Here is a 21,002-nt window from a genome sequence, read left to right as displayed (position 1 = left end):
CGGATCAACGCACGATGCTGTGATCTTGGGAGTAGGAATAACTATGGACAATATGCTATATATCATCGCCGGATTGGTGCTTATCCTGTTAGTCGCTGGTTTTTTATTGCGCAAAAATAAAGCACAAAAGCAAAGTGCACAACCACCTGTAAGCTCAGTAAGAAAGGCCGCTGCACCAGCATCAAAAACGGATTATGGCACTGCTGCCCAAACCAATCAAAATGATAGCAATAAGTTTGACCACATTACGATTGCCCAGCGTTTTATGGATCAACAGCGCTACGACAAAGCCATTGAAACGATCAATCGCGGACTAAACGAAAAGCCTAATGACTGTCAGTTATCTATCAAGCTACTGAGCATATACGCTACGCTAGATCAGCCAGAAAACTTTCATGATGTCTATAACCGCATTAAAACGCATAACGATGCTAAAACTATTACGCTTGCTGATGAATTGAAAGATTTATACATTGGAGAGCAAAGTCCAGTAGCCACGCCAAAAGTAGCAATAGAAGATAATAATGATCGTTTTGATAGTCTAGATTTCGATTTATCTACCACTAATCAAGCCGATGATACAGCTGACATATCTGATCGTCCCGTTATTGAAGATAATAACGATGCTGTAATAGATGAACCTATTGATAGCCCAGTGTTTTCAAGTGAGCCTACTAAAAACGTAGACGATAGCTTTGATCTGACGCTCAGTGATTTAGAAGATGATTTCAATGAGTCAAATGCTACTGGTGAGACTCCCGTTACATCATTGGCCACAGATGATGATAGCCTTCATATTTCTACAAGCGACCATACTGATACCATCAAAAATAACGAGGTCAAAAATGATGAGGTCATAGAAGACAATGATCTTAGTGACTTTGAGTTCGATTTTGACTCACCTGCAGAAAACACTTTAATTGAAAATTCTGACGTATCAGATGTCCAAGACGGTGAAAGCGAAGCGTTAGTGTTAGAAGACGACTTCATCTTAGATTTTGATGATTTAGCAGCCGATGCAGATAAAGATACTTCTGTTAATAAAAATGAAGAAGAAGCTTCTAGCAATGCTGTTCAAAACAATGAAGATGACTTTACTTTGTCTTTAGACGATCTGGATGAATCAGACGACAGTGATACCGTTAACACTTTCGCGATTAATGAGCCATCTACTACTGACGTAAGTAGTGATATCGATGGCTTTGTTTTGGAAGATATTGACTTTGAAAACGCTGATAATGACAGTAGTACTCTCGAAGATGATAGCGTTGCAGACTTAAGTTTTGAAGAACAACTGATCAACGATGACACCGACATTGATGCTTTTGAAGCATCAGATACTACGCCAGTTACGTCGTTAAGATTTGATGATGACACGCCTATAGCTGATGACTTCGATATCATAGACACTGATTCTTTATTAGATTCTTCTGTAGCGACGTCCCCAGCCTCTACCGTTGCACCAGTGGAATCTGAAACAGATATCAGTCATGAAGCGGTTGAATCAGCAGAAGATTTTTCATCGCGCTTTGCAGCAGATTTTGACTTTGTAAAATCATTAGATAGCAATCAAGTGACGCTAGATTTAGCCAATCAGTATTTACAATTAGGCGAATATGACAGTGCCAAACGTTTGCTTAATGAAGTGATCGCTCAGGGTAATAGTGAGCAGAAACAACAAGCACAACTATTACTTGAGCGCACAGCATAATCAGTCGTCCGGATGCATATCAGCAAGTACTCTCTTATTATCGGAGGCTTGCTGATTTTTTGCATTTAATTCTGATACTATCTATTACTGACCTCTCAACCTGTCACTAATAAACGCTCTGGCGCTTCTTTTTTCATAATTATTTACTGTGTTGATACTATGCCATCTTCTTTTATGACCAAAAACATGTCTGACCCCGTTCAATTGATCTATGCTGGTGGTACCTTTGGTAGCTACGGTAAGCCGCTCGCGCCTTTATCGGCAGACGTCTTTTTACCTACGCTACAAAAGTTACTGACTGAGCAAAGCAATACGACTGGTTCACCAGCAATTTCATGGCTAGACAACACGCTGATCAAAGACAGTAGCCAGCTTACGCCAGTTGATTTTGTACATTTTTATCAGCTATTACTGAATGCTTATGGTCAAGGTGATAGACGCTTTGTCCTGATTAGTGGCACTGACACGTTGAGTTATTTAGGTGCATTTTTAGCAGAAGCTTTTGCCGGTAGCGATATTTGTATTGTAGTCACTGGAAGTATGCGGCCGTTATTAGATAGTGAAGTGCTGCATTCCTACGATATCGATGCTGATAGCGATGCTTGGGGCAACCTTAACGACTCATTGAAGTTAGCTGCGGCTGGTGAATCAGGTGTCAAGATTAGTTTTGGCGGCGAGTCATGGCCTGCACAAACCGTGCAAAAAATTCACAGTCATGACCTTATGGCATTTACTGGGCATTCTCGAGCAGCATATCCAGCCAACAGTTATATAAAAAATCTATCAGATACTCGTAGGCAGCATTGGCTGGATGATCAGAAAGACTTACTACTCAATATTAAAGCAAGTGCTGAACAGGCCAAGATCCATGCTTTATACTGCTTACCTAATGATGTTCAGGTGATCAATGATCAACTACAAGCATTATTATCACAGCCGCCATGTGGCATTATCCTGCTAGGGTTTGGCGCTGGTAACATTCCTTATTCAGATACGCTAGCAGATACGCTCAATCTTGCTCATGAGCATGGACACATGGTGATATCTGCCAGTCAATGTCCGTTTGGCGGTGTGAGCGACAGCTACGCGGCGGGCAGTTGGCAATATGACTATCATGTTATTGCTGGTGGACGCTTAACCATTCCTGCTATTTATGCACGGTTGTTATGGTTGCTACTGCGCTATGATAGTCCAGCAAGACGTCGACAGCGCTGGTTGAATAATGTCAGTCAACCTGGCACAAGCATCAAAAAGCGATAAATGCTCCTTAATTAATTCCAACTTTATAAGCTTAGAAACCAAAATGTCTAAGATTGAAACTATCGAACCTGAACGTTCACCAACTTATACTTTAGCGATTGCGATTGAGTTTTTGGGTACGCACTATCATGGTTGGCAGCGGCAACGAGAAGTGCTGGGTGTACAAGAAGCACTAGAAACCGCTATCGGCAAAGTCGCCAATGAATCCGTCGAAGTCATCGCCGCTGGGCGTACTGATGCCAGTGTCCATGCCAGCAATATGATTGCTCATTTTACCACTCATGCGTATCGCCCTACTCATAACTGGTTACGCGGTGTCAATAGCCTACTACCTGACGATATTGCTTTGCGCTGGATTCAGCCGATGCCAGCTGATTTCCATGCGCGTTTTGGTGCGATTGCTCGTCGTTATCGTTATATCACCCTTAATCAAGCGCAGCGTCCTGCGATACTCAATCATCAGGTTACCCATATCTATGAGCCTTTAGACCTAGCAGCGATGCAAAAGGCAGCTGCCGATATCGTTGGTACTCACAATTTTAGCAGCTACCGTGCGGCGGCCTGTCAGTCCAATCAGCCAGTACGTACCGTCAGCCATGCCGACCTTTTCGCTCATGGTCAGTTTATTGTGTTCGATATACAAGCAGATGGATTTTTACATCACATGGTTCGTAACTTGATGGGTACGCTATACGCGATTGGCAGACATGAGCTAGAACCAGCAGACTTTTTAAATATTTTGAGCAAAGAGGATCGGACAATTGCGCCGCCTACAGCCTCAGGGGATGGCTTATACTTCATTAATGCCTATTATCCTGAGCATTTCCAGCGCCTATTGCCGCAGGCACCCCTCACACCGATTTGGTTAAACTTACCTGACTAAATCAGTGTAAATTAACATACATATCACTTACATGCTGTCAAGTCAAAACCAGGTTCTGTATTGCTTTAATCTGCTAACTTACGTATAATATGGGCTTATTTTTAATTGATTGATACAAATTATGGCAAAAGACGATATTATCGAATTTGAAGGCGAAGTCATTGATACCCTTCCTAACACTTTGTTCAAAGTTCGTTTAGAAAACGGACACGAAATCATTGCACACATCTCAGGTAAGATGCGTAAGCATTATATTCGTATCTTGACAGGTGATAAAGTTAAGGTTGAAATGACCCCTTATGACCTATCTAAAGGTCGTATTACTTACCGTGGTAAAAACTAAATACTCGCCAACTCATATGGTTATGAAAGTATTTATAAAAATACAGCCAATAGCCGAATAGCTATTTTATCGCTGATAGCTGACATAGACGCTTGAGTGGTTTAACTGATAATAATAATGAAAACGCTAACCTGCTCATTATTGCCTATCACTGTTTTAGTTATTTAGTATTCGCTGTTTGTTTTACAATAAAAAATACCGCTCAATATCAGCGGTATTTTTTTGTCTGCGTTTTATGAAATAATTAAACGATGAGTTATTTGAACTCGACAGTGGCATCGTTCTTGATAACACCTAGCAGACTCAGTGCATCCCAGTTAGTAAGGCGAACACAACCTGCTGATGCTTGACGGCTGATACGTTCAGGATCAGGCGAGCCATGAATGCCATATGATGGTTTGCTAAGGCCAATCCATACCACACCAACAGGATTATTAGGGCCTGGCGGGATAATAGATTTTTTGCCATTATCGCTAGTATAGGTGTAGTTTGGCTCGTGAATTTTAACTTTGACCTTATGCGTACCCGTTGGTGAAGGTGTCGCTGTGCTACCTACTGTGGTTGGATAACTGGCAACCAGATTGTTACTGTCATCGTATGCATATAAGGTTTGCGTTTCTTTATCAGCGACCACTCGGCTCACTGGTGTTGTATTAGGGTTGCCAGGGTTATAGACGATGATGGTTTCGCCACTTCTGAAATTGGCATTGGGGTTAAGCGATTTGAGATAATCACGACTGATATGAAATTTTTCGCCCAAGGCTTCGAGGACGCTTTCATAATACATACCATCTAGCTTGGCTTTGGCTTCAGCACTAACAGGAATTTGGGTAGTTTTGACATTCACATCAGCATCTGTCAGCTGATAACTGACCAATACAGGCTGTGAAGTAAGCGTAGAGTTCTTAGTCAATGCTTTCCACGTCTCTTCATTGACCGCTTCGGTTACTGGTAATCCTTGAGCCTTTTGAAAAGCTTGCATGGCTTTGCGCGTGTTCTTGCCCCAATAGCCATCCACCGCACCCACACCACTATGATTCCAGTTCAGTAGCGCTTGTAATTTGGTACCGACATTACGATCAATTTTGGTATCAGCTTTCCATGTTGCTTTATTTACCTTTTCGGCAGTTTCTGATAGATTTTCTGTACTGTATTCAATTTTAGTTAATAATTTATTTAGCGAATTTGCGGCTTTGCTATTACCATCTATTTGCTGACTAACACCATTGGTTACTGGACTGATATCGTTACTATCAGTCATCGTGCTGTCCATCGTATCAGCATCCATATTTTGACCACTAGTTTGGTTACTAGTAGATTGATTGCTACTAGTACTCATCTCTGCTTCGGTGCCTGCATTGTTATTATTATCTTTTGTAGTGTCTGTCATACCACTGTTAGACGACTTGCTCTCATTAGTCGTTTGTACGCTATTTTCAGTACTGTTAGCATTGCTGCTGCAACCCACTAATAATGCAGACGCTGTTCCCATCGCTATAACAAGGCTGCCAACCTTAAGTAGTTGAGACATAAAAAAACTCCCTAAATAATTACCATGTATCAAAAAATATCTAAAAATTTATTATAGAAATATATTGCCATAGCTTTACCACGATTCCCTAACAGCTTTATGTTAATAACTGACTCTTCCTACTGTGCATTTGTTAATAGGGTGAACAAACACACTGATCCGTTTACAATAAGGCATGATTCAATACCATATAACAGAAAAAACCCATAAATTGCTTAGCAACTTATGGGTATAAAATGAACGAGATTAAACTGTAAAAACTACATAAAAATGGTCCGCATTAGATTAGCTAATTTATACCAGTTTAGCCAATACCGCTTGCCCCATCTCTTGGCAGCCCACTTGCTTGAGTCCAGCTTCACTGCTATCTAAAATATCAAGTGTACGCAAGCCATCATCAAGCACATCACTAACTGCTTGCTCGATCGCTTGTGCGGCTTCCTCTTGCTTAAAGGTATAACGCAGCATCATAGCGACAGACAAAATAGTCGCCAATGGATTGGCTTTATCTTGCCCAGCGATATCAGGCGCGGAACCATGACATGGCTCATACATACCTTTGCCAGACTCATCTAAGCTCGCTGATGGCAACATACCAATAGAACCGGTCAACATTGCCGCTTCATCAGATAAGATGTCACCAAACATATTGCCTGTTACCATGACATCAAATTGCTTAGGATCTTTGATCAACTGCATACAAGCATTGTCAGCATACATGTGGGATAACGCCACATCGCTATACTCTGCTTGCTGCATCTGAATCATTGTTTGCTTCCAAAGCTCAGTCACTTCTAAGACATTGGCTTTATCTACTGAACATACTTTGGGCGCTGTACCTGCAGCTTGAGCGCGCGTTTTTGCTAACTCAAAAGCAACTTTACCGATGCGCTGAATCTCACTGGTGCTATACACCATCGTGTTATAGCCTTGCTGCTCACCATTTTCTAGTGTGCGAATACCACGTGGCTCACCAAAATAGATACCACCTGTCAGTTCGCGAACAATCAGCAAATCTAAACCAGATATAATTTCAGGCTTGATACTTGACGCATTGGCTAGCTGCGGATAAAGCTTTGCCACACGTAAATTGGCAAACAAACCCAGCTCACCACGGATTTTAAGCAGACCGCGCTCAGGGCGCTTACTGCGTTCAATCGTATCCCATTTAGGGCCGCCGACAGCGCCTAATAATACAGCATCTGCTGCACGTGCACGCGCTAACGTTTCATCAGGTAAAGGCTCACCTGTGGCATCAATAGCCACACCACCAATCAATCCAGACTCTAATGTCAAATCAAGTGAAAACTTCTCATTGACCGCCTTGAGTACATCAATGGCTTGAGTCATGATTTCAGGGCCAATACCATCGCCCGCTAATGTTAAAATCGTTGCCATACTAATCCTTTTAGATATATTTTTATTAATTAATTTTTATTACGCTGTGGTCTTTTTAGATTTAGATGCTGACGTTACTGTTTTGACCATGCCTGTCTCTACAAACTCACCTTGGTGCTCAGACCCTAACTGTTTACAGAATCGGCGCTGCACCTTATTACCTTGTAATAGATCAATACATAGAGGCTCAGGCGACGCTGTATCCAATAAACTGCCAGATTTTTCACTGCTTTTCTTTTGATAAGCACGTAACTGATAAGTACCCGCGTCCGCAAAATCATGAATCATCGCAAAACGCTCAACGTATCCCATGTTATTCTCTGGATAAAAATTGACATGGACTTCACGTTTTGCAGGCATCATCCGTGCATAATAGTTGGTCAACCCTGGCATACCAGATGCGGCTAATGGCACTATCTTTATAGATTTTTTACTCATGAATGGTGTCATCTCTACGCTCATTTGGGGCGTTGCAGCGCCTTTATAACTTGGTAAAGACGCTACAATCTGAGGATTAACTGGCTCATGATTGTCAGGAGACACAATCAGTGTCTTATCTATTTGCACGATTTCACAATGGTAAGTACCCACGCACGCGATGTTCACTTCGCCAGCAACGGGTTGAATCTTACCTACCCACGCTTTCGCACTTTCTGCCTCATCTATTTTTTGATAGCCTGTCAATAGCTGGCAGCCTGACAAAAATAAGCTTGCAGCAACAATCGTACTTGTCGATAGAGCATAACGTTTTTTATTCATAATGGCGGCTACTATTCATAAGAGAGATAATAAAGTATGGTAAAAACTACCCTTCATTTTAGCTAGTTCACCGCCATAACTCAACGCTGCGTTGCGACTGGCCAGCAGTTTTGTGAGCAGTAAATCATAAAATCCTTACCTAAGCGCGTACATCGTTAAAGATCCACGGCGTTTTTTGCATCATTTTATGCTCATAGTCCTTGATAGCATCGCTTTGCTGCAAGGTTAAACCGATATCATCTAGCCCATTTAACAAGCAATGTTTGCGAAAAGCATCCACTTCAAAAGCATACTCTTCACCTGTTGGCGTAATGACTACCTGACGCTCAAGATCTGCCGTCAGCTCATAGCCTTCATTGGCAACAGTCGCCTTCATTAAGGTATCTACAATCGCCTCATCTAGTACAATCGGTAACATGCCATTTTTAAAGCAGTTATTGTAAAAGATATCAGCAAAACTTGGTGCGATAACTGTACGAAAGCCATACTCAGAAAGCGCCCAAGGTGCATGCTCACGACTAGAGCCACAGCCAAAGTTTCTGCGTGCTAGCAATATAGTAGCTCCTTGATAGCGGGGTTTATTCAATACAAAGTCTGGATTGATAACGCGTGTGCTGTTGTCTTGGCCCGGATATCCTTCATCAAGATAGCGCCAATCGTCAAATAAATTCACGCCAAAGCCTGTACGTTTAATAGACTTCAAAAACTGTTTTGCGATAATTTGATCGGTATCGACGTTTGCGCGATCAAGTGGGCAAACGATACCCGTTTGAGTGTTATAAGCTTGCATAAAATTTCCTATCAATTATATTCTTGGTGTCAAATGACGTTTATAAGCGAATTAGACAGCAACCAGCTTCTCACTGCCTCTGACAACGCGCTTTGCAGGAATAATAGACACGCAGGCACATTGTCAGCAACTCTAGCCAGCTCTAAAACGTACGAACGTCTACAAAATGACCAGCTAACGCAGCGGCGGCAGCCATCGCTGGACTGACCAAATGCGTACGACCACCATTACCCTGCCGACCTTCAAAGTTACGGTTAGAGGTCGATGCACAATGCTCTTGCGGCTCAAGTTTGTCAGCATTCATGGCAAGACACATTGAACAACCCGGCTCGCGCCATTCAAAACCCGCTTCGGTAAACAAAGCATCTAAACCTTCAGCCTCTGCTTGCAGTTTTACTTGTCCAGAGCCTGCAACCACGATGGCTTCTTTGATATTATCCGCCACTTTGCGTCCTTTGATAACTGCCGCAGCGTCCCGCAAATCTTCGATACGCGAGTTGGTACATGAGCCAATAAATATACGATCAAGCTGAATGTCCGTGATTTTCTGACCAGCCTCTAAGCCCATATAAGTATAAGCGCGTAACCAACCCTCTTCTTGCGCTTCATCAATGGCTTGGTCAGGTGTTGGTACTGATTGCGTGATATCAACGACCATCTCAGGTGAGGTGCCCCAAGATACTTGCGGTGCTATTTGGCTACCATCGATCTCAACCACTGTATCAAATACTGCGTCATCATCTGAATATAATGTACGCCAGTAGGCTTCAGCTTGTGGCCACTGCGACTCGTTTGGCGCGTACGGGCGACCTCTGACATAGTCTATCGTCGTGTCATCAACAGCCACCATACCTACGCGAGCACCAGCCTCAATTGCCATATTACAGACGGTCATACGACCTTCCATACTCATGTCTTCAAACACTTGACCTGCAAACTCAATCGCATGTCCTGTGCCACCTGCCGTACCAATTTTTGCAATAATGGCCAGTACCACATCTTTTGAGGTCACGCCCGCACCAAGTTGACCAGTGACGCGGATTTGCATGTTTTTTGATTTCTTTTGGATCAAGCACTGCGTTGCCAATACATGCTCAACTTCAGAGGTGCCGATACCATGTGCTAAGCAACCAAGTGCACCATGTGTCGCTGTGTGCGAATCACCGCAAACAACGGTCATGCCTGGCAATACAAGACCTTGCTCAGGACCAACGACATGCAAAATGCCTTGACGCGCATCATTAATTGTAAATTCTGCGATATCAAATTTGGTGCAGTTCTCGTCCAAAGTGACAACCTGAAGACGTGATACCTTGTCTTTAATACCAGGGACACCTGCTGAGCGCTCTTTGGTGACTGTTGGCACATTATGGTCAGGACTGGCGATATTGGCAGACAGACGCCATGGCGCTCTATTGGCAAGCTCCAATCCTTCAAACGCTTGTGGACTCGTCACTTCATGCAACAGATGGCGATCGATATAAATTAAGCTCGAACCGTCGTCACGCTTGGTGACTTCGTGAGCATTCCAAAGTTTGTCATATAAAGTTTGACCGGCCATGATGCTATCCTTTATTAATTACTACTGACTTGATTTTCGCTTGCTCACCTGTTGGTAAGCTAAGGTTCTGTTTGTTCAATTAACGATTAGATTTATCTATAATGTTATATTTAACCGCATGATAGCTCTTTATGATTTGTGTGAGAGCATCACTTTGCAATAATTTCTACTTAATCAATGATATTGAAATATATATTCTGTAATTGCTATATTTTGTGTAGTATAAATATTATTCATTAATAATTTTAGATTTGTAGCTGTAATCAGCGCCCAAAACACGCTTGAGACTGTAAATAATCAACTTAAAAGAATAAATATGTGACAATACGCCTTGATGTCTTGTGATTATAGCAGGCAAATCCTATAATAATAATTGATGATTTTTAACTAGATGCAAACTTTTATTTCTAATACGTTATAATTGGCTCAGCCCACTTTTATTTATAGCTCACAAAGTAGCTAAGGAAATCCGTTTGAACACCACAAACTTGACGACATTCGTTACCGTTATGCACACTGGCAGTATTTCAGGTGCCGCAGAAAAGCTGTTCATCACTCAGCCTGCCGTCAGTAAGCGCATCAAAAACTTAGAAGATGAGTTTAATATTACTTTATTTGATACGGTAGGCCGCGGGATTGTGCCCACGCAGGCCGCCAGTGAGATGCTGCCACATGCAAAACGTTGGTTAGAAGATTATGAGAACTTCAAGATTAACTTGCAGCATTCTCAGCATATCGTCTCTGGCAAGCTCGTGATTGGCACGAGCCATCATATTGGTTTGCATCATCTAGCACCTGTGCTTAAGCATTTTATTCAGACTTATCCCGCTGTTCAGTTAGAAGTTCATTTTGTCGATTCAGAAAAAGCACACAAAGCCGTATTAGATGGTGATTTATCGTTAGCATTTGTCACGCTACCTCCTGTATACGATAAACGCCTGACCTATCACACGCTTTGGTCAGATCCACTTTATTTTATGACGGGTACTTTGTCACCTTTGGCAACTAAATCTAATGTCACTTTAGAGCAGTTAGCACGCTATCCTGCTATTTTACCTTCTGCTAATACCTTTACCAGTCAGATTACTTTGGCTGAGTTTGCTAAGCATAACCTAAAACCTTATGCCACGATGAGTACCAATCCGCTTGAATCCATTCGGATGCTGGTTTCTGTTGGACTGGGTTGGTCAGTCCTTCCGCAAACTATGGTCAGTCAAGACTTGGAACGTATCGATATGGCCGACAATATTGAGTTACAACGTTATTTAGGTGTGGTTATCAATCCGAAGCTAACACAATCTAGTAGCGTAACCGCACTACTCGATTTACTCGCGCCTATTGAGTAAAAACATCCTAATATAACAATTTAAGTATTTAAGCTATTCGCATTTGTGACTCTCATACGTTATAATATGCTTGACGTTGTTTTAATAACAAAAATTTACCACAAGGACACTGATAGTCATATATTGAATACTTCTAGTAAGATATGATGGTTAACAGTAGGTTTAATGGTTTCACTGATTGGTTATGTAGGTTGCTAATACTCATATATAAATAGCAGATGCGAGCAATAACAGTATATAAGTGGAATGCGAGGTTCCCATTGTTCTCTATCTCTATATGAGTGCTAGCCATATAACGACATCAATCATATAAAACTACAAAAGATACTGAAAAAAGCCATTATGTCTTAATTAATGGCTTTTTTTGTCTTTAAATATTTTTTGAGACATCTTGTTTGAGGCATCGTCTTGTAGGACAGAACTTTTATAGTTAAAAAATAATTAAAGCCAACGATGTTGGTTAAGGATAACTTATATGAACGGAGTTTCTAGTGGCGTGCTCATATCACTTGGCGCCTATTTTTTAGTGATGATTGGGATTGGTGTTTACGCTTATTTTAAGCAAGCCAATGATACCGAGGGTTATCTTTTAGGAGGACGTAATCTAGGTCCAGCAGTTACTGCACTTTCAGCAGGCGCATCGGACATGTCAGGTTGGTTGCTACTCGGACTACCAGGCTATATGTATGCAGATGGTGTAGTGAGTATTTGGATCGCACTTGGTTTGACCCTTGGTGCCTTCTTAAACTATATCATCGTAGCACCGCGTCTTCGTGTTTATACTGAAGTCGCTGATAATGCTATTACTTTGCCTGACTATTTTGCCAACCGCTTCGAAGATAAATCGCATATGCTGCGTGTAATCTCTGCTTTGGTTATCATTCTATTCTTTACCGTCTATACTGCTGCAAGTCTCGTAGGTGGTGGTAAGCTTTTTGAAAGCTCACTTAACCTATCTTACACCACAGGGCTTTGGGTGACTGCTGGCGTCGTTGTCGGTTACACACTATTCGGTGGTTTCTTAGCAGTATCGATGACTGACTTTGTTCAGGGTATCATCATGCTGTTTGCGATGGTCATTGTACCTGTCGTTGCCTTTACGGATCTTGGCGGTGTTTCAGCTACAACTGAAGCCGTTAGAAACATTGATCCAAGCCTACTAAATATTACTAGCGGTATGAGTGTCATCGGTATCATTTCACTTATGGCATGGGGTTTAGGATATTTTGGTCAGCCGCATATTATTGTACGTTTTATGGCAATCCGCTCAGTCAAAGATGTGCCTACTGCACGTAATATCGGTATGAGCTGGATGATTGTCAGTCTTATTGGTGCGCTAATGACTGGTTTTGCTGGTCGTGCTTATGTACAAAAGACGGCTATGACGTTAGATGATCCTGAGACTATCTTCTTAGTATTCACTCAGTTCTTATTCCACCCGCTGGTTTCAGGTTTCCTATTAGCAGCGATTTTAGCAGCTATTATGAGTACTATCTCATCGCAGCTATTGGTAGTATCAAGCTCACTAACCAAAGACGTTTACAAATTGTTCTTTGATAAAGATGCACCAGAAGCTCGTCAAGTATTAGTTGGTCGTATTTCAGTTGTGGCCGTTGCTCTCGCCGCTATTATGCTAGCCGCTAATCCAGACAGCTCAGTTTTAGACTTGGTTTCTAATGCTTGGGCAGGATTCGGTGCAGCATTTGGACCGTTGGTCATCTTCAGTCTCACATGGCGCCGCATGAACCGTAATGGTGCTGTAGCTGGTATGGTTGTTGGTGCATTGACTGTGATCTTATGGATTTATGGTCCATTCCAAATGAATGGTATGGCACTTAACAGCTGGTTGTTTGCTATCGTTCCAGGCTTTATCTTAAGTACTATCGCTATCTTTGCAGTAAGTATCATGACTGGTGGCCCAAGAGAAACGGTATCTGCTAAGTACAGAGAGATGGAATTGAATTTAAACAAATAAGTTTATACAGTAACTTTACCTTATCACTATAAAAAAACCTCGCCACTAATGGCGAGGTTTTTTATTGGTAGCTATTAATTATGATCTAAGTAGCTACTACTATAAGTAGGAAGGCTGCTCTAACCTTCTATTATGAGTATCTACTCTTAATAGAATAGCTATCTATAGTACTATTGCTAAATGCATCTGTCTAAACACGCACCCTACCTATATGGATAGCTAACTATCATATAGGTAGCGACAATGGATACATTACTTACCATTTAATAAACTGGAAGGTGGCTATCACACGTATAACAACATATGAGCAGTAAGTAGGTTATATCTATCAGTTATTAATTTACTCTCTATAAAACACTCTAAGTATCCATTTATATCTAAGAGTTTTTATTCAATTCAAAATATTGGAATCAATAAAAAAGCGACCTATGACAGGTCGCTTTTTTATTATCTAACAGTTATGTGAGCAAACTATTTCCCTTGATAAGAAATCTTCAAACCAGCGATATAGCCATCATTATCCTGGAAATCACCAACGATTTTTCCACTAGGTAGACGGCCTTTTGCATCACCGAACCATAAGTATTTACCACCAGCGGATACTGCCCAGTTTTCCGTCACGTTGTATTTAGCACCAAGACCGACGCTATAATAGCCATCGACAGGACCTAACGACGTTGTTGGATCACCAGCACCACTATCCCAACCAACAGTACCACTAATGGCAAGTGCAGGTGCGACACGCTTGGCAAGACCAAGCTCCACTTGCCATTGGTCATCTTCGTATTCAACCAAGTTCAAGCCATCAGGACCATAACTTATTTTACTAGTGTCGTTATAAAGTGGTGGTGTAATGACAAAATCACTCCACGGTACCCAACGTACTTTTGCAGTGGCTAAAGTCGTTGGGTTAATACCTGTTTGAAAATCAAAATTTACTGATTTAGGCGTGGTAATTTCATATGTACTGTCTCTATTTGCTGCTGCTGCTGCTTGTTCTGGAGTAGCTCCTGCTGCTATAGCTCTAATTGCTACTAAAGGATAAGACTCGGATATTTCTATATCATGGTCAATCTCAGAACGATAAGTCAACGCCGCTTTTAAAGCAATTTCAGGCTTGCTATAGGCAATACCTGCTATATAACCGTAATCCATATCAGGATTGCTGTTTGAGGTATAACCACTAGCAGGTCCATAAGCTAAGCCGCGCAGTTTAGTTTCAGATTGGATACGCTGGGCAACTGGACCACCATAAATTTGGAAGTTTTTATTCGCGCCGAACTTCATACCAAGGATACCCGTTAGGCTTTGGCTACGAACTTCTACATTGGTATTTTCACCTGCAGTACTTGCTTCGGCTAGTGCTACTGCTACTGCTCCACGCAATCCATCTAATTGAGCTTGCTGTACTGGGGTTAGTACTCCAGCTGTTTCTCCTGGGGTAAGCGCATCGATTGCACCTTGAGCTGCTGCAAAGCTAGGAGCACTACCATTAGTGATAGAAGCAACAGAAGCATCTAAATCTCCTTGCGATACGAAATTACTTTGGGTATATTCAGCAGCTGCACCGAAAGGTTCGTCATATAAAATACCAACACTAAAGGTATCGTTAATGTCAGCTTTTACGCCATAGCGGAAAAAGTCATAAGACTCAGCGATATCACCTGTCTTATCACCACGTACGTAGTCATTCTGAGAAGGGTTAGTGTTAGCACTATCATAACCACTTACATCAGCATCAATATAAGTATAGACGGCTTCTGCATAGGTACCATCTTGAAAGAAAGCAGTGACATCTTGGCCTGAACGATCAAGACCAGCAGCATTAGTCATGCTAGCAACAGAGAGAGTAGCAATTGCTACTGCAAGGGTTTTTAAGTGAAAGGTAGTGCGCATTGTATATCTCCAACGGTCCTTGTTGTATTACTACTTTACTAATCATTATCTAGCATTACTGTGCTTAATATTGATATTACTAAAGTCGTGTCCTAAGTTGAATACTAATGCCTTTTTGACACTAAAACAACAATTAAAGTGCTTTATTTCTCTATTATGACTAAACAGTACAAATAAGATATAAATAGAAAGTTGACGTTTACTTCTCGTCTTCACTATGCTTTTTTAAAATGTTGCGTATGAATAGTAAATAAGCATTTACTTTGCTTGAAATTTTTTAAGTATGATTTTTCGCTAAGAAATAGTACATAAAAAAAGCGATCCATAAAGGATCGCTTTTTTCGTTGCTAAATGACAAGTATCATCATATAGCTAATTTATAATTTACTGGGCTTGGTAAGAAACTTTTACACCCAATACAAAACCGTCATTGCTTTCAAAATCACTAACGATGGTTTTACTTGGGATTTGACCTTCGGCATCACCGAACCATAAGTACTTACCACCAGCAGATACTGCCCAGTTTTCGGTCACGTTGTATTTGGCACCAAGACCCGCACTATAATAGCCTTCGATAGGTCCTAGTGAGGTTACAGGATTACCTGCACCGCTATCCCAACCTACAGTACCACTAACAGCCAATGCTGGCGCGAGGCGCTTGGCTAGACCCAACTCTACTTGCCATTGGTCGTCGTCATAACTGACAAGCGCTAAACCATCAGGGCGAAACGCTGGATTAGCTGTACTAACTTCGTTATATAGTGATGGGACGATAGCAAAATCACTCCATGGCACCCAGCGTACTTTTGCAGTTGCTAGTGTCGTTGGATTAATGCCCGTCTGAAAATCAAGGTTCACTGACTCTGGTGTAGTAATCTCGATATCATTATATCTAGTAGTTGGCAATGCTAAGCCAGCTGTAGCTCCAGCAGCAGTAGCAATAGGATAAACCTCAGCAGCTTTTGCATCATGTTTAATCTCTGAGCGATAAGTCAACGCTGCTTTTAATGCAATTTCAGGCTTACTATAAGCCACACCGGCGATATAGCCGTAATCTTGATCTGGATTAATATGTGTTGTATATCCATTGGCAGCACTATAAGCAGAACCACGTAACTTTACGTCAGCTTGTACGCGCTGGGCTACTGGACCACCATATACTTGGAAGTTTTTGTTTTGACCAAATTTTGCACCAAGGATACCAGTGATGCTCTCTGTACGCACCTCTACCTGTGTGGTTTCGCCTGCAGTATCTGCCAGTCCTTTTGCAGCCTCAAGTGCGATCAACTGACCCTGAAACTCTTGTAGTTGCTCAGGTGAAAAGTTACCTGGATTTCCTGGAGTAAGCGCTCCTTGAAGCTGAGTGATATTTTGGTCAACTAAACTTTCATTTAAATTAGGATTGCCTGTGAACCCTTGAATAAGAGCATCTGCATCGCTGTTGGTAACAAAATCATTGTTACCAGTATAATCAGCTGCTGCACCAAAAGGTTCGTCATATAAGATACCAATGCTGAAAGTATCATTGATATCTGCTTTTACGCCATAACGAAAAAAGTCATAAGACTCTGCGATATCATCAATCTTGTTACCTGAGGTATCTTTACCGTTAACGTCAGCATCGATATAAGTGTAGACAGCTTCTGCATAAGTGCCGTCTTGTAGGAATGCGGTGATATCTTGGCCTGAGCGATCAAGACCAGCAGCATTAGCCATGCTAGCGACAGATAGAGTAGCAACAGCTACTGCAAGAGTTTTTAAATGAAAGGTGTGGCGCATTTTATATCTCCAAACATCCGCATTGTTTTACTGTTTTACCTAATTTTCATAGATAAGCAGTATCCGAGGTGGAAGATAGTAAAGATTTTTTAACACTAAAACAACTACAAAAACACATTATTTCTATGTTATGACCACATAGTCATCAGAGAGTATCTATATATAAAAGCGCGTATATATTTTCCACTATTAAAGGCTTTTCTTTTCAAATCTTACTTATTAATAATGTGGTGGTCTGTCTGCCATTACATCGAACGGTGCAATACCACTTTCCGTATCCTGACCCTCGATTTGTTTATAAATAAGCTGTAGTTGACGTTGCAACGTATGAATATATCTGTCTTGTCGCGTAATTACGTCATCCAGTCGTTCGACCGTTACTTCAAGATGCGCGAGGCTCATTTGTAAATCGATCACTTGGGCTTGCAAATCATTTTGAATATCAGAAGTATCATCTGTAATTTTAGGTTGGTTCATATTTTTCTCTAAATTATAGTAAGTATTAAATTGAAAGGATGGATTATTAAAGGGTTTGAAGGGTACCGTAAATTAGCGATAAACCTACAAACATAGTCATGGAATAGCAGCAGTTAGTAAAAGCAATAAATAGTACTGATAAAACTATTTACTCGCACTACAGTAACGCGGTGGCATGTTATACTGCAGGCAATTTTGCAACAACCCCTACCTCACTATTATATAAGCTTAAGATACTCTATGGCACTGATTCATTTAAAAGACATTCACTTAGCCTTTGGCGTCGCGCCTGTTCTTGATGGTATTGATTTTTCTATCAATACAGGCGAGCGTGTGTGCTTGATTGGCCGCAACGGCGAAGGTAAATCCACTTTGTTTAAACTGATCAATGGCTCATTGCAGCCTGACAGTGGCGAGATTATTACCAACAGTAGCATGCGTGTAGCGATGCTAGAGCAAGACGTTCCTGAGACCAGCGGTCGCATATTAGACATCGTTATGGGCGGTAGTCGTCGTACGGCTGATTTGCTCATTAACTATAATAAGCAAGTCGATATGTGTGCGAATGGCGATATGGATGCCTGTGAGCATATGGCGACCCTACAACATGATATCGATGCGGTACATGGCTGGGACTTAGAACGCGATGCCATGCGTCTGATTACGACCATGGGTCTTAATCCAGAAGATGACTTATCATCACTATCTGGTGGTCGTAAACGCCGCGTGTTGCTTGCTCGTGCGCTAGTTACCAAGCCTGATGTACTACTACTAGATGAGCCAACCAACCATTTGGATGTCGAAAGTATCGAATGGCTAGAGCGCTTTTTGCTGGATTGGCAAGGTTTGACGTTGTTGTTCGTGACTCATGATAGAGCATTCGTCAATAAGCTATCGACTCGCATTATTGAGCTTGACCGTGGCCAATTGACCAGCTATGACGTGACACAAGGCGAAGGTGGTTACGCGCGCTATCAAGAGCTAAAAGAACTACAGTTACAGGCTGAAGAAAAGAACAATGCCAACTTTGATAAAAAACTGGCACAAGAAGAAGTTTGGATTCGCCAAGGTATCAAAGCACGTCGTACCCGTAACGAAGGCCGTGTCCGTGAATTAAAAGCCTTACGTGAAGAGCGTAGCGATCGCCGTGAGCAAGTGGGCAATGTAAACATCACCATGGGTCAAGGCGAGAAAAGCGGTAAGCTTGTCTGTAAAGTTAAAAACTTACATCTTGAATATGACGGTAACGTACTAGTAGATGATTTTACGACCACTATTATGCGTGGCGATAAGATTGGTATTGTCGGCCCTAACGGTGCGGGTAAAACTACGCTTATTAAAGCCCTACTCGATATGTCTGATGACGAAGTCACTAAGTCTGGTAGTGTCGAATTAGGTACTAATCTGAAAATCGCCTTTTTCGATCAGCTGCGTGATCAGTTAGACCTTGAAGCAAGCGTTGCACAAAACGTTTCGGAAGGTTCTGACTTTGTCGAAGTTGGCGGTCGCAAGACGCACATCATGAGCTACTTGCAAGATTTCTTATTTGCACCAGAGCGCGCACGTACACCTGTTAAAGCACTGTCTGGTGGTGAGCGTAACCGAGTACTACTGGCCAAACAACTATTAAAACCTGCCAATATTTTGGTACTCGATGAGCCAACCAACGATTTGGATATGGCAACACTTGAGTTGTTAGAAGAATCCGTCGCCAGCTTTGGTGGTACGATTTTGCTGATCAGTCATGATCGCTCATTCATGGACAACGTCGTCACCTCTACGTGGGTGTTTGGCGAAGATGAAGATGGTAAAGGAGTGGTCAGTGAGTATGTAGGTGGTTATCAAGAGTACCTCGTACAAAAGAACCGTGAAGAAGCATCCCGTGCTGCCAAAGCACCTGCCAACAATGCAGCAAGCAGTAAAGCGGCAAACAAGTCTGGCGCAGCAGCGAAACCAAATAAGGCAGCCAAAAAGCTAAATTATAATGATCAACGTGAACTAGATAACTTGCCAAAAGAAATCGCTGCACTCGAAGCCGAACAAGCTCAATTGCAAGAAAAGCTGGCCGATGGCTCTTGGTTCAATACTGACTTTGATGCGGCGACAGCTGCTAGTGAACGTCTTTTAACCATCGAAGATGAGATGATGCATAAGCTTGAACGTTGGAGTGAGCTTGAAGGCTAGTATTGGCAACTCTCTAGCTGAGTTTATTGGAATATCGCATGTGTACTTTGCATTGCGTATTTCGATAAACAAGTTTCTTATAGTCTGACAAAATATTATTAATTATTATGAAGACATCACCACTTTATTATATAGAGTGGTGATATTTGTTTTACAGCAACTTACAAAGTAGTTAGATGGTGAAAGTTAGTGAACATTACCTTAATTTCAAGTATCATTCGCTATTGCTGAAAATCCTTATTATTTATAAGGTCATCACATCATAATCCTTGTTAAAGCAAAGTTAGCGTTAAACGTTGATAATCCAACTGTTTTGGTTTGATTGTCATATTCAACCTTCTAATATGTCCTATTGAGGTTGCTTTATTTTTAACGCAATAATTTATTTTATCACCGAAATAGCTTAGAATAGTAACAATTAGCAAAATTAGGCACAGCTAAAGTGGCTTGATATTGTATATTTTCTAAGCCACAAACCCAGTGTGGGATAATCCCATTTCATTCACCTGGAGGAAGTATTAATGAGCCAAGCCGAAGGCGTTAATGTACAACGCCGTAGAGTTCTTATTGCCTCAACTGCCGCGATTGGTGCAGCTGGGGTAGCTGCCGTGGCGACACCTTTTGTCCGTTCTTGGTACCCAAGCGCTAAAGCTGAGGCTGCAGGGGCTGCAGTGACCCAAGATATTGGTTCTATCGAAGATGGACAAATGATCGTCGTCAAATACCGTGGTAAACCTATTTATGTGGTTAAGCGCACCGAAGACATGGTTGCAGGACTTGAGTCAGTCAAACCTCTATTATCTGACCCTGAGTCTGATGCGTCTCTACAACCTGAATATTGCAAAAATCCTACTCGCTCTTTAGATCCAACCGTATTGGTTGTCGAAGGCGTTTGCACACATTTGGGCTGTGCACCAAACTACCGTCCTGATGTGGGCGCGGTGGATTTAGGTGGTAATGATTGGTACGGCGGATTTTTCTGTCCGTGTCACGGGTCAAAATATGACTTAGCAGGTCGCGTGTATAGCGGCGTCCCTGCACCACTTAATTTACCCGTTCCAGAATATGGTATGGATGGTACCATCTTGACGGTTGGGGAGGCTTAATAT

General features: G+C 41.8%; 16 protein-coding genes. 8 read left to right on the top strand and 8 right to left on the bottom strand.

From position 1 onward, the window contains the following. Positions 1-43 precede the first annotated feature (43 nt). The 4 genes from QO189_RS01655 (at position 44) to infA (ending at position 4,197) form a co-directional block, all read left to right on the top strand. Positions 44-1,711, top strand: coding sequence for a FimV/HubP family polar landmark protein (locus QO189_RS01655; protein WP_371531236.1), 1,668 nt, complete (start codon positions 44-46; stop codon positions 1,709-1,711). Positions 1,712-1,897: 186 nt separating this feature from the next. Beyond that, entirely contained in the window at positions 1,898-2,971 is a 1,074-nt protein-coding gene (locus QO189_RS01650; RefSeq protein ID WP_371531235.1) for an asparaginase, read from the top strand. A gap of 43 nt (positions 2,972-3,014) precedes the next feature. After that, a complete protein-coding gene (gene truA / locus QO189_RS01645; RefSeq protein WP_071003569.1) occupies positions 3,015-3,854 on the top strand; it encodes a tRNA pseudouridine(38-40) synthase TruA in 840 nt (279 codons plus the stop codon). Between the two features lie 121 nt (positions 3,855-3,975). Beyond that, positions 3,976-4,197, top strand: a complete 222-nt coding sequence (gene infA, locus QO189_RS01640; protein ID WP_021814850.1) for a translation initiation factor IF-1 — start codon at positions 3,976-3,978, stop codon at positions 4,195-4,197. Positions 4,198-4,453: 256 nt separating this feature from the next. Here the strand turns inward: infA and QO189_RS01635 are convergent, their stop codons facing one another. The 5 genes from QO189_RS01635 to leuC all read right to left on the bottom strand — a co-directional run bounded on the left by QO189_RS01635 (position 4,454) and on the right by leuC (position 10,236). Continuing rightward, positions 4,454-5,728, bottom strand: a complete 1,275-nt coding sequence (locus tag QO189_RS01635; RefSeq protein ID WP_371531234.1) for a L,D-transpeptidase family protein — start codon at positions 5,726-5,728, stop codon at positions 4,454-4,456. A gap of 294 nt (positions 5,729-6,022) precedes the next feature. Then, positions 6,023-7,126 carry a 3-isopropylmalate dehydrogenase gene (gene leuB, locus QO189_RS01630; protein WP_371531233.1) on the bottom strand — a complete coding sequence of 368 codons (1,104 nt, stop codon included), beginning with the start codon at positions 7,124-7,126 and terminating at the stop codon, positions 6,023-6,025. Between the two features lie 39 nt (positions 7,127-7,165). Continuing rightward, positions 7,166-7,885 carry a hypothetical protein gene (locus QO189_RS01625; protein ID WP_371531232.1) on the bottom strand — a complete coding sequence of 240 codons (720 nt, stop codon included), beginning with the start codon at positions 7,883-7,885 and terminating at the stop codon, positions 7,166-7,168. 139 nt (positions 7,886-8,024) lie between these two features. Next, a complete protein-coding gene (gene leuD, locus QO189_RS01620; RefSeq protein ID WP_201599633.1) occupies positions 8,025-8,675 on the bottom strand; it encodes a 3-isopropylmalate dehydratase small subunit in 651 nt (216 codons plus the stop codon). A gap of 142 nt (positions 8,676-8,817) precedes the next feature. Continuing rightward, positions 8,818-10,236, bottom strand: coding sequence for a 3-isopropylmalate dehydratase large subunit (gene leuC / locus QO189_RS01615; RefSeq protein WP_371531231.1), 1,419 nt, complete (start codon positions 10,234-10,236; stop codon positions 8,818-8,820). 473 nt (positions 10,237-10,709) lie between these two features. Between leuC and QO189_RS01610 the strand changes: the two genes are divergently transcribed. Both QO189_RS01610 and putP read left to right on the top strand, forming a co-directional pair. Next, on the top strand, positions 10,710-11,582 hold the full coding sequence (locus tag QO189_RS01610) for a LysR family transcriptional regulator (protein ID WP_058023799.1): 873 nt from the start codon (positions 10,710-10,712) through the stop codon (positions 11,580-11,582). A gap of 475 nt (positions 11,583-12,057) precedes the next feature. Further along, on the top strand, positions 12,058-13,557 hold the full coding sequence (gene putP, locus QO189_RS01605) for a sodium/proline symporter PutP (RefSeq protein ID WP_371531230.1): 1,500 nt from the start codon (positions 12,058-12,060) through the stop codon (positions 13,555-13,557). Positions 13,558-14,028: 471 nt separating this feature from the next. Here the strand turns inward: putP and QO189_RS01600 are convergent, their stop codons facing one another. The 3 genes from QO189_RS01600 to QO189_RS01590 form a co-directional block, all read right to left on the bottom strand. Continuing rightward, positions 14,029-15,453, bottom strand: coding sequence for an outer membrane protein transport protein (locus QO189_RS01600; RefSeq protein ID WP_371531229.1), 1,425 nt, complete (start codon positions 15,451-15,453; stop codon positions 14,029-14,031). Between the two features lie 384 nt (positions 15,454-15,837). Beyond that, the gene (locus QO189_RS01595) at positions 15,838-17,232 is read right to left on the bottom strand and encodes an outer membrane protein transport protein (RefSeq protein ID WP_371531228.1); all 1,395 of its coding nucleotides are present in this window, start codon (positions 17,230-17,232) and stop codon (positions 15,838-15,840) included. A 219-nt stretch (positions 17,233-17,451) separates the two neighbouring features. Next, entirely contained in the window at positions 17,452-17,709 is a 258-nt protein-coding gene (locus QO189_RS01590; RefSeq protein WP_371531227.1) for a SlyX family protein, read from the bottom strand. Positions 17,710-17,949: 240 nt separating this feature from the next. Between QO189_RS01590 and QO189_RS01585 the strand changes: the two genes are divergently transcribed. Together QO189_RS01585 and petA are read left to right on the top strand one after the other, a co-directional pair. Then, positions 17,950-19,893, top strand: coding sequence for an ATP-binding cassette domain-containing protein (locus tag QO189_RS01585; protein ID WP_371531226.1), 1,944 nt, complete (start codon positions 17,950-17,952; stop codon positions 19,891-19,893). A 521-nt stretch (positions 19,894-20,414) separates the two neighbouring features. Continuing rightward, positions 20,415-20,999: a ubiquinol-cytochrome c reductase iron-sulfur subunit gene (gene petA, locus QO189_RS01580; RefSeq protein ID WP_057759305.1), complete on the top strand. Its 585-nt coding sequence runs from the start codon at positions 20,415-20,417 to the stop codon at positions 20,997-20,999. Positions 21,000-21,002: the final 3 nt, after the last annotated feature.

This window comes from Psychrobacter sp. Arc29 (assembly GCF_041431175.1).
Classification (GTDB): Bacteria; Pseudomonadota; Gammaproteobacteria; order Pseudomonadales; family Moraxellaceae; genus Psychrobacter.
This window is presented reverse-complemented; position numbering and strand designations above follow the sequence as displayed.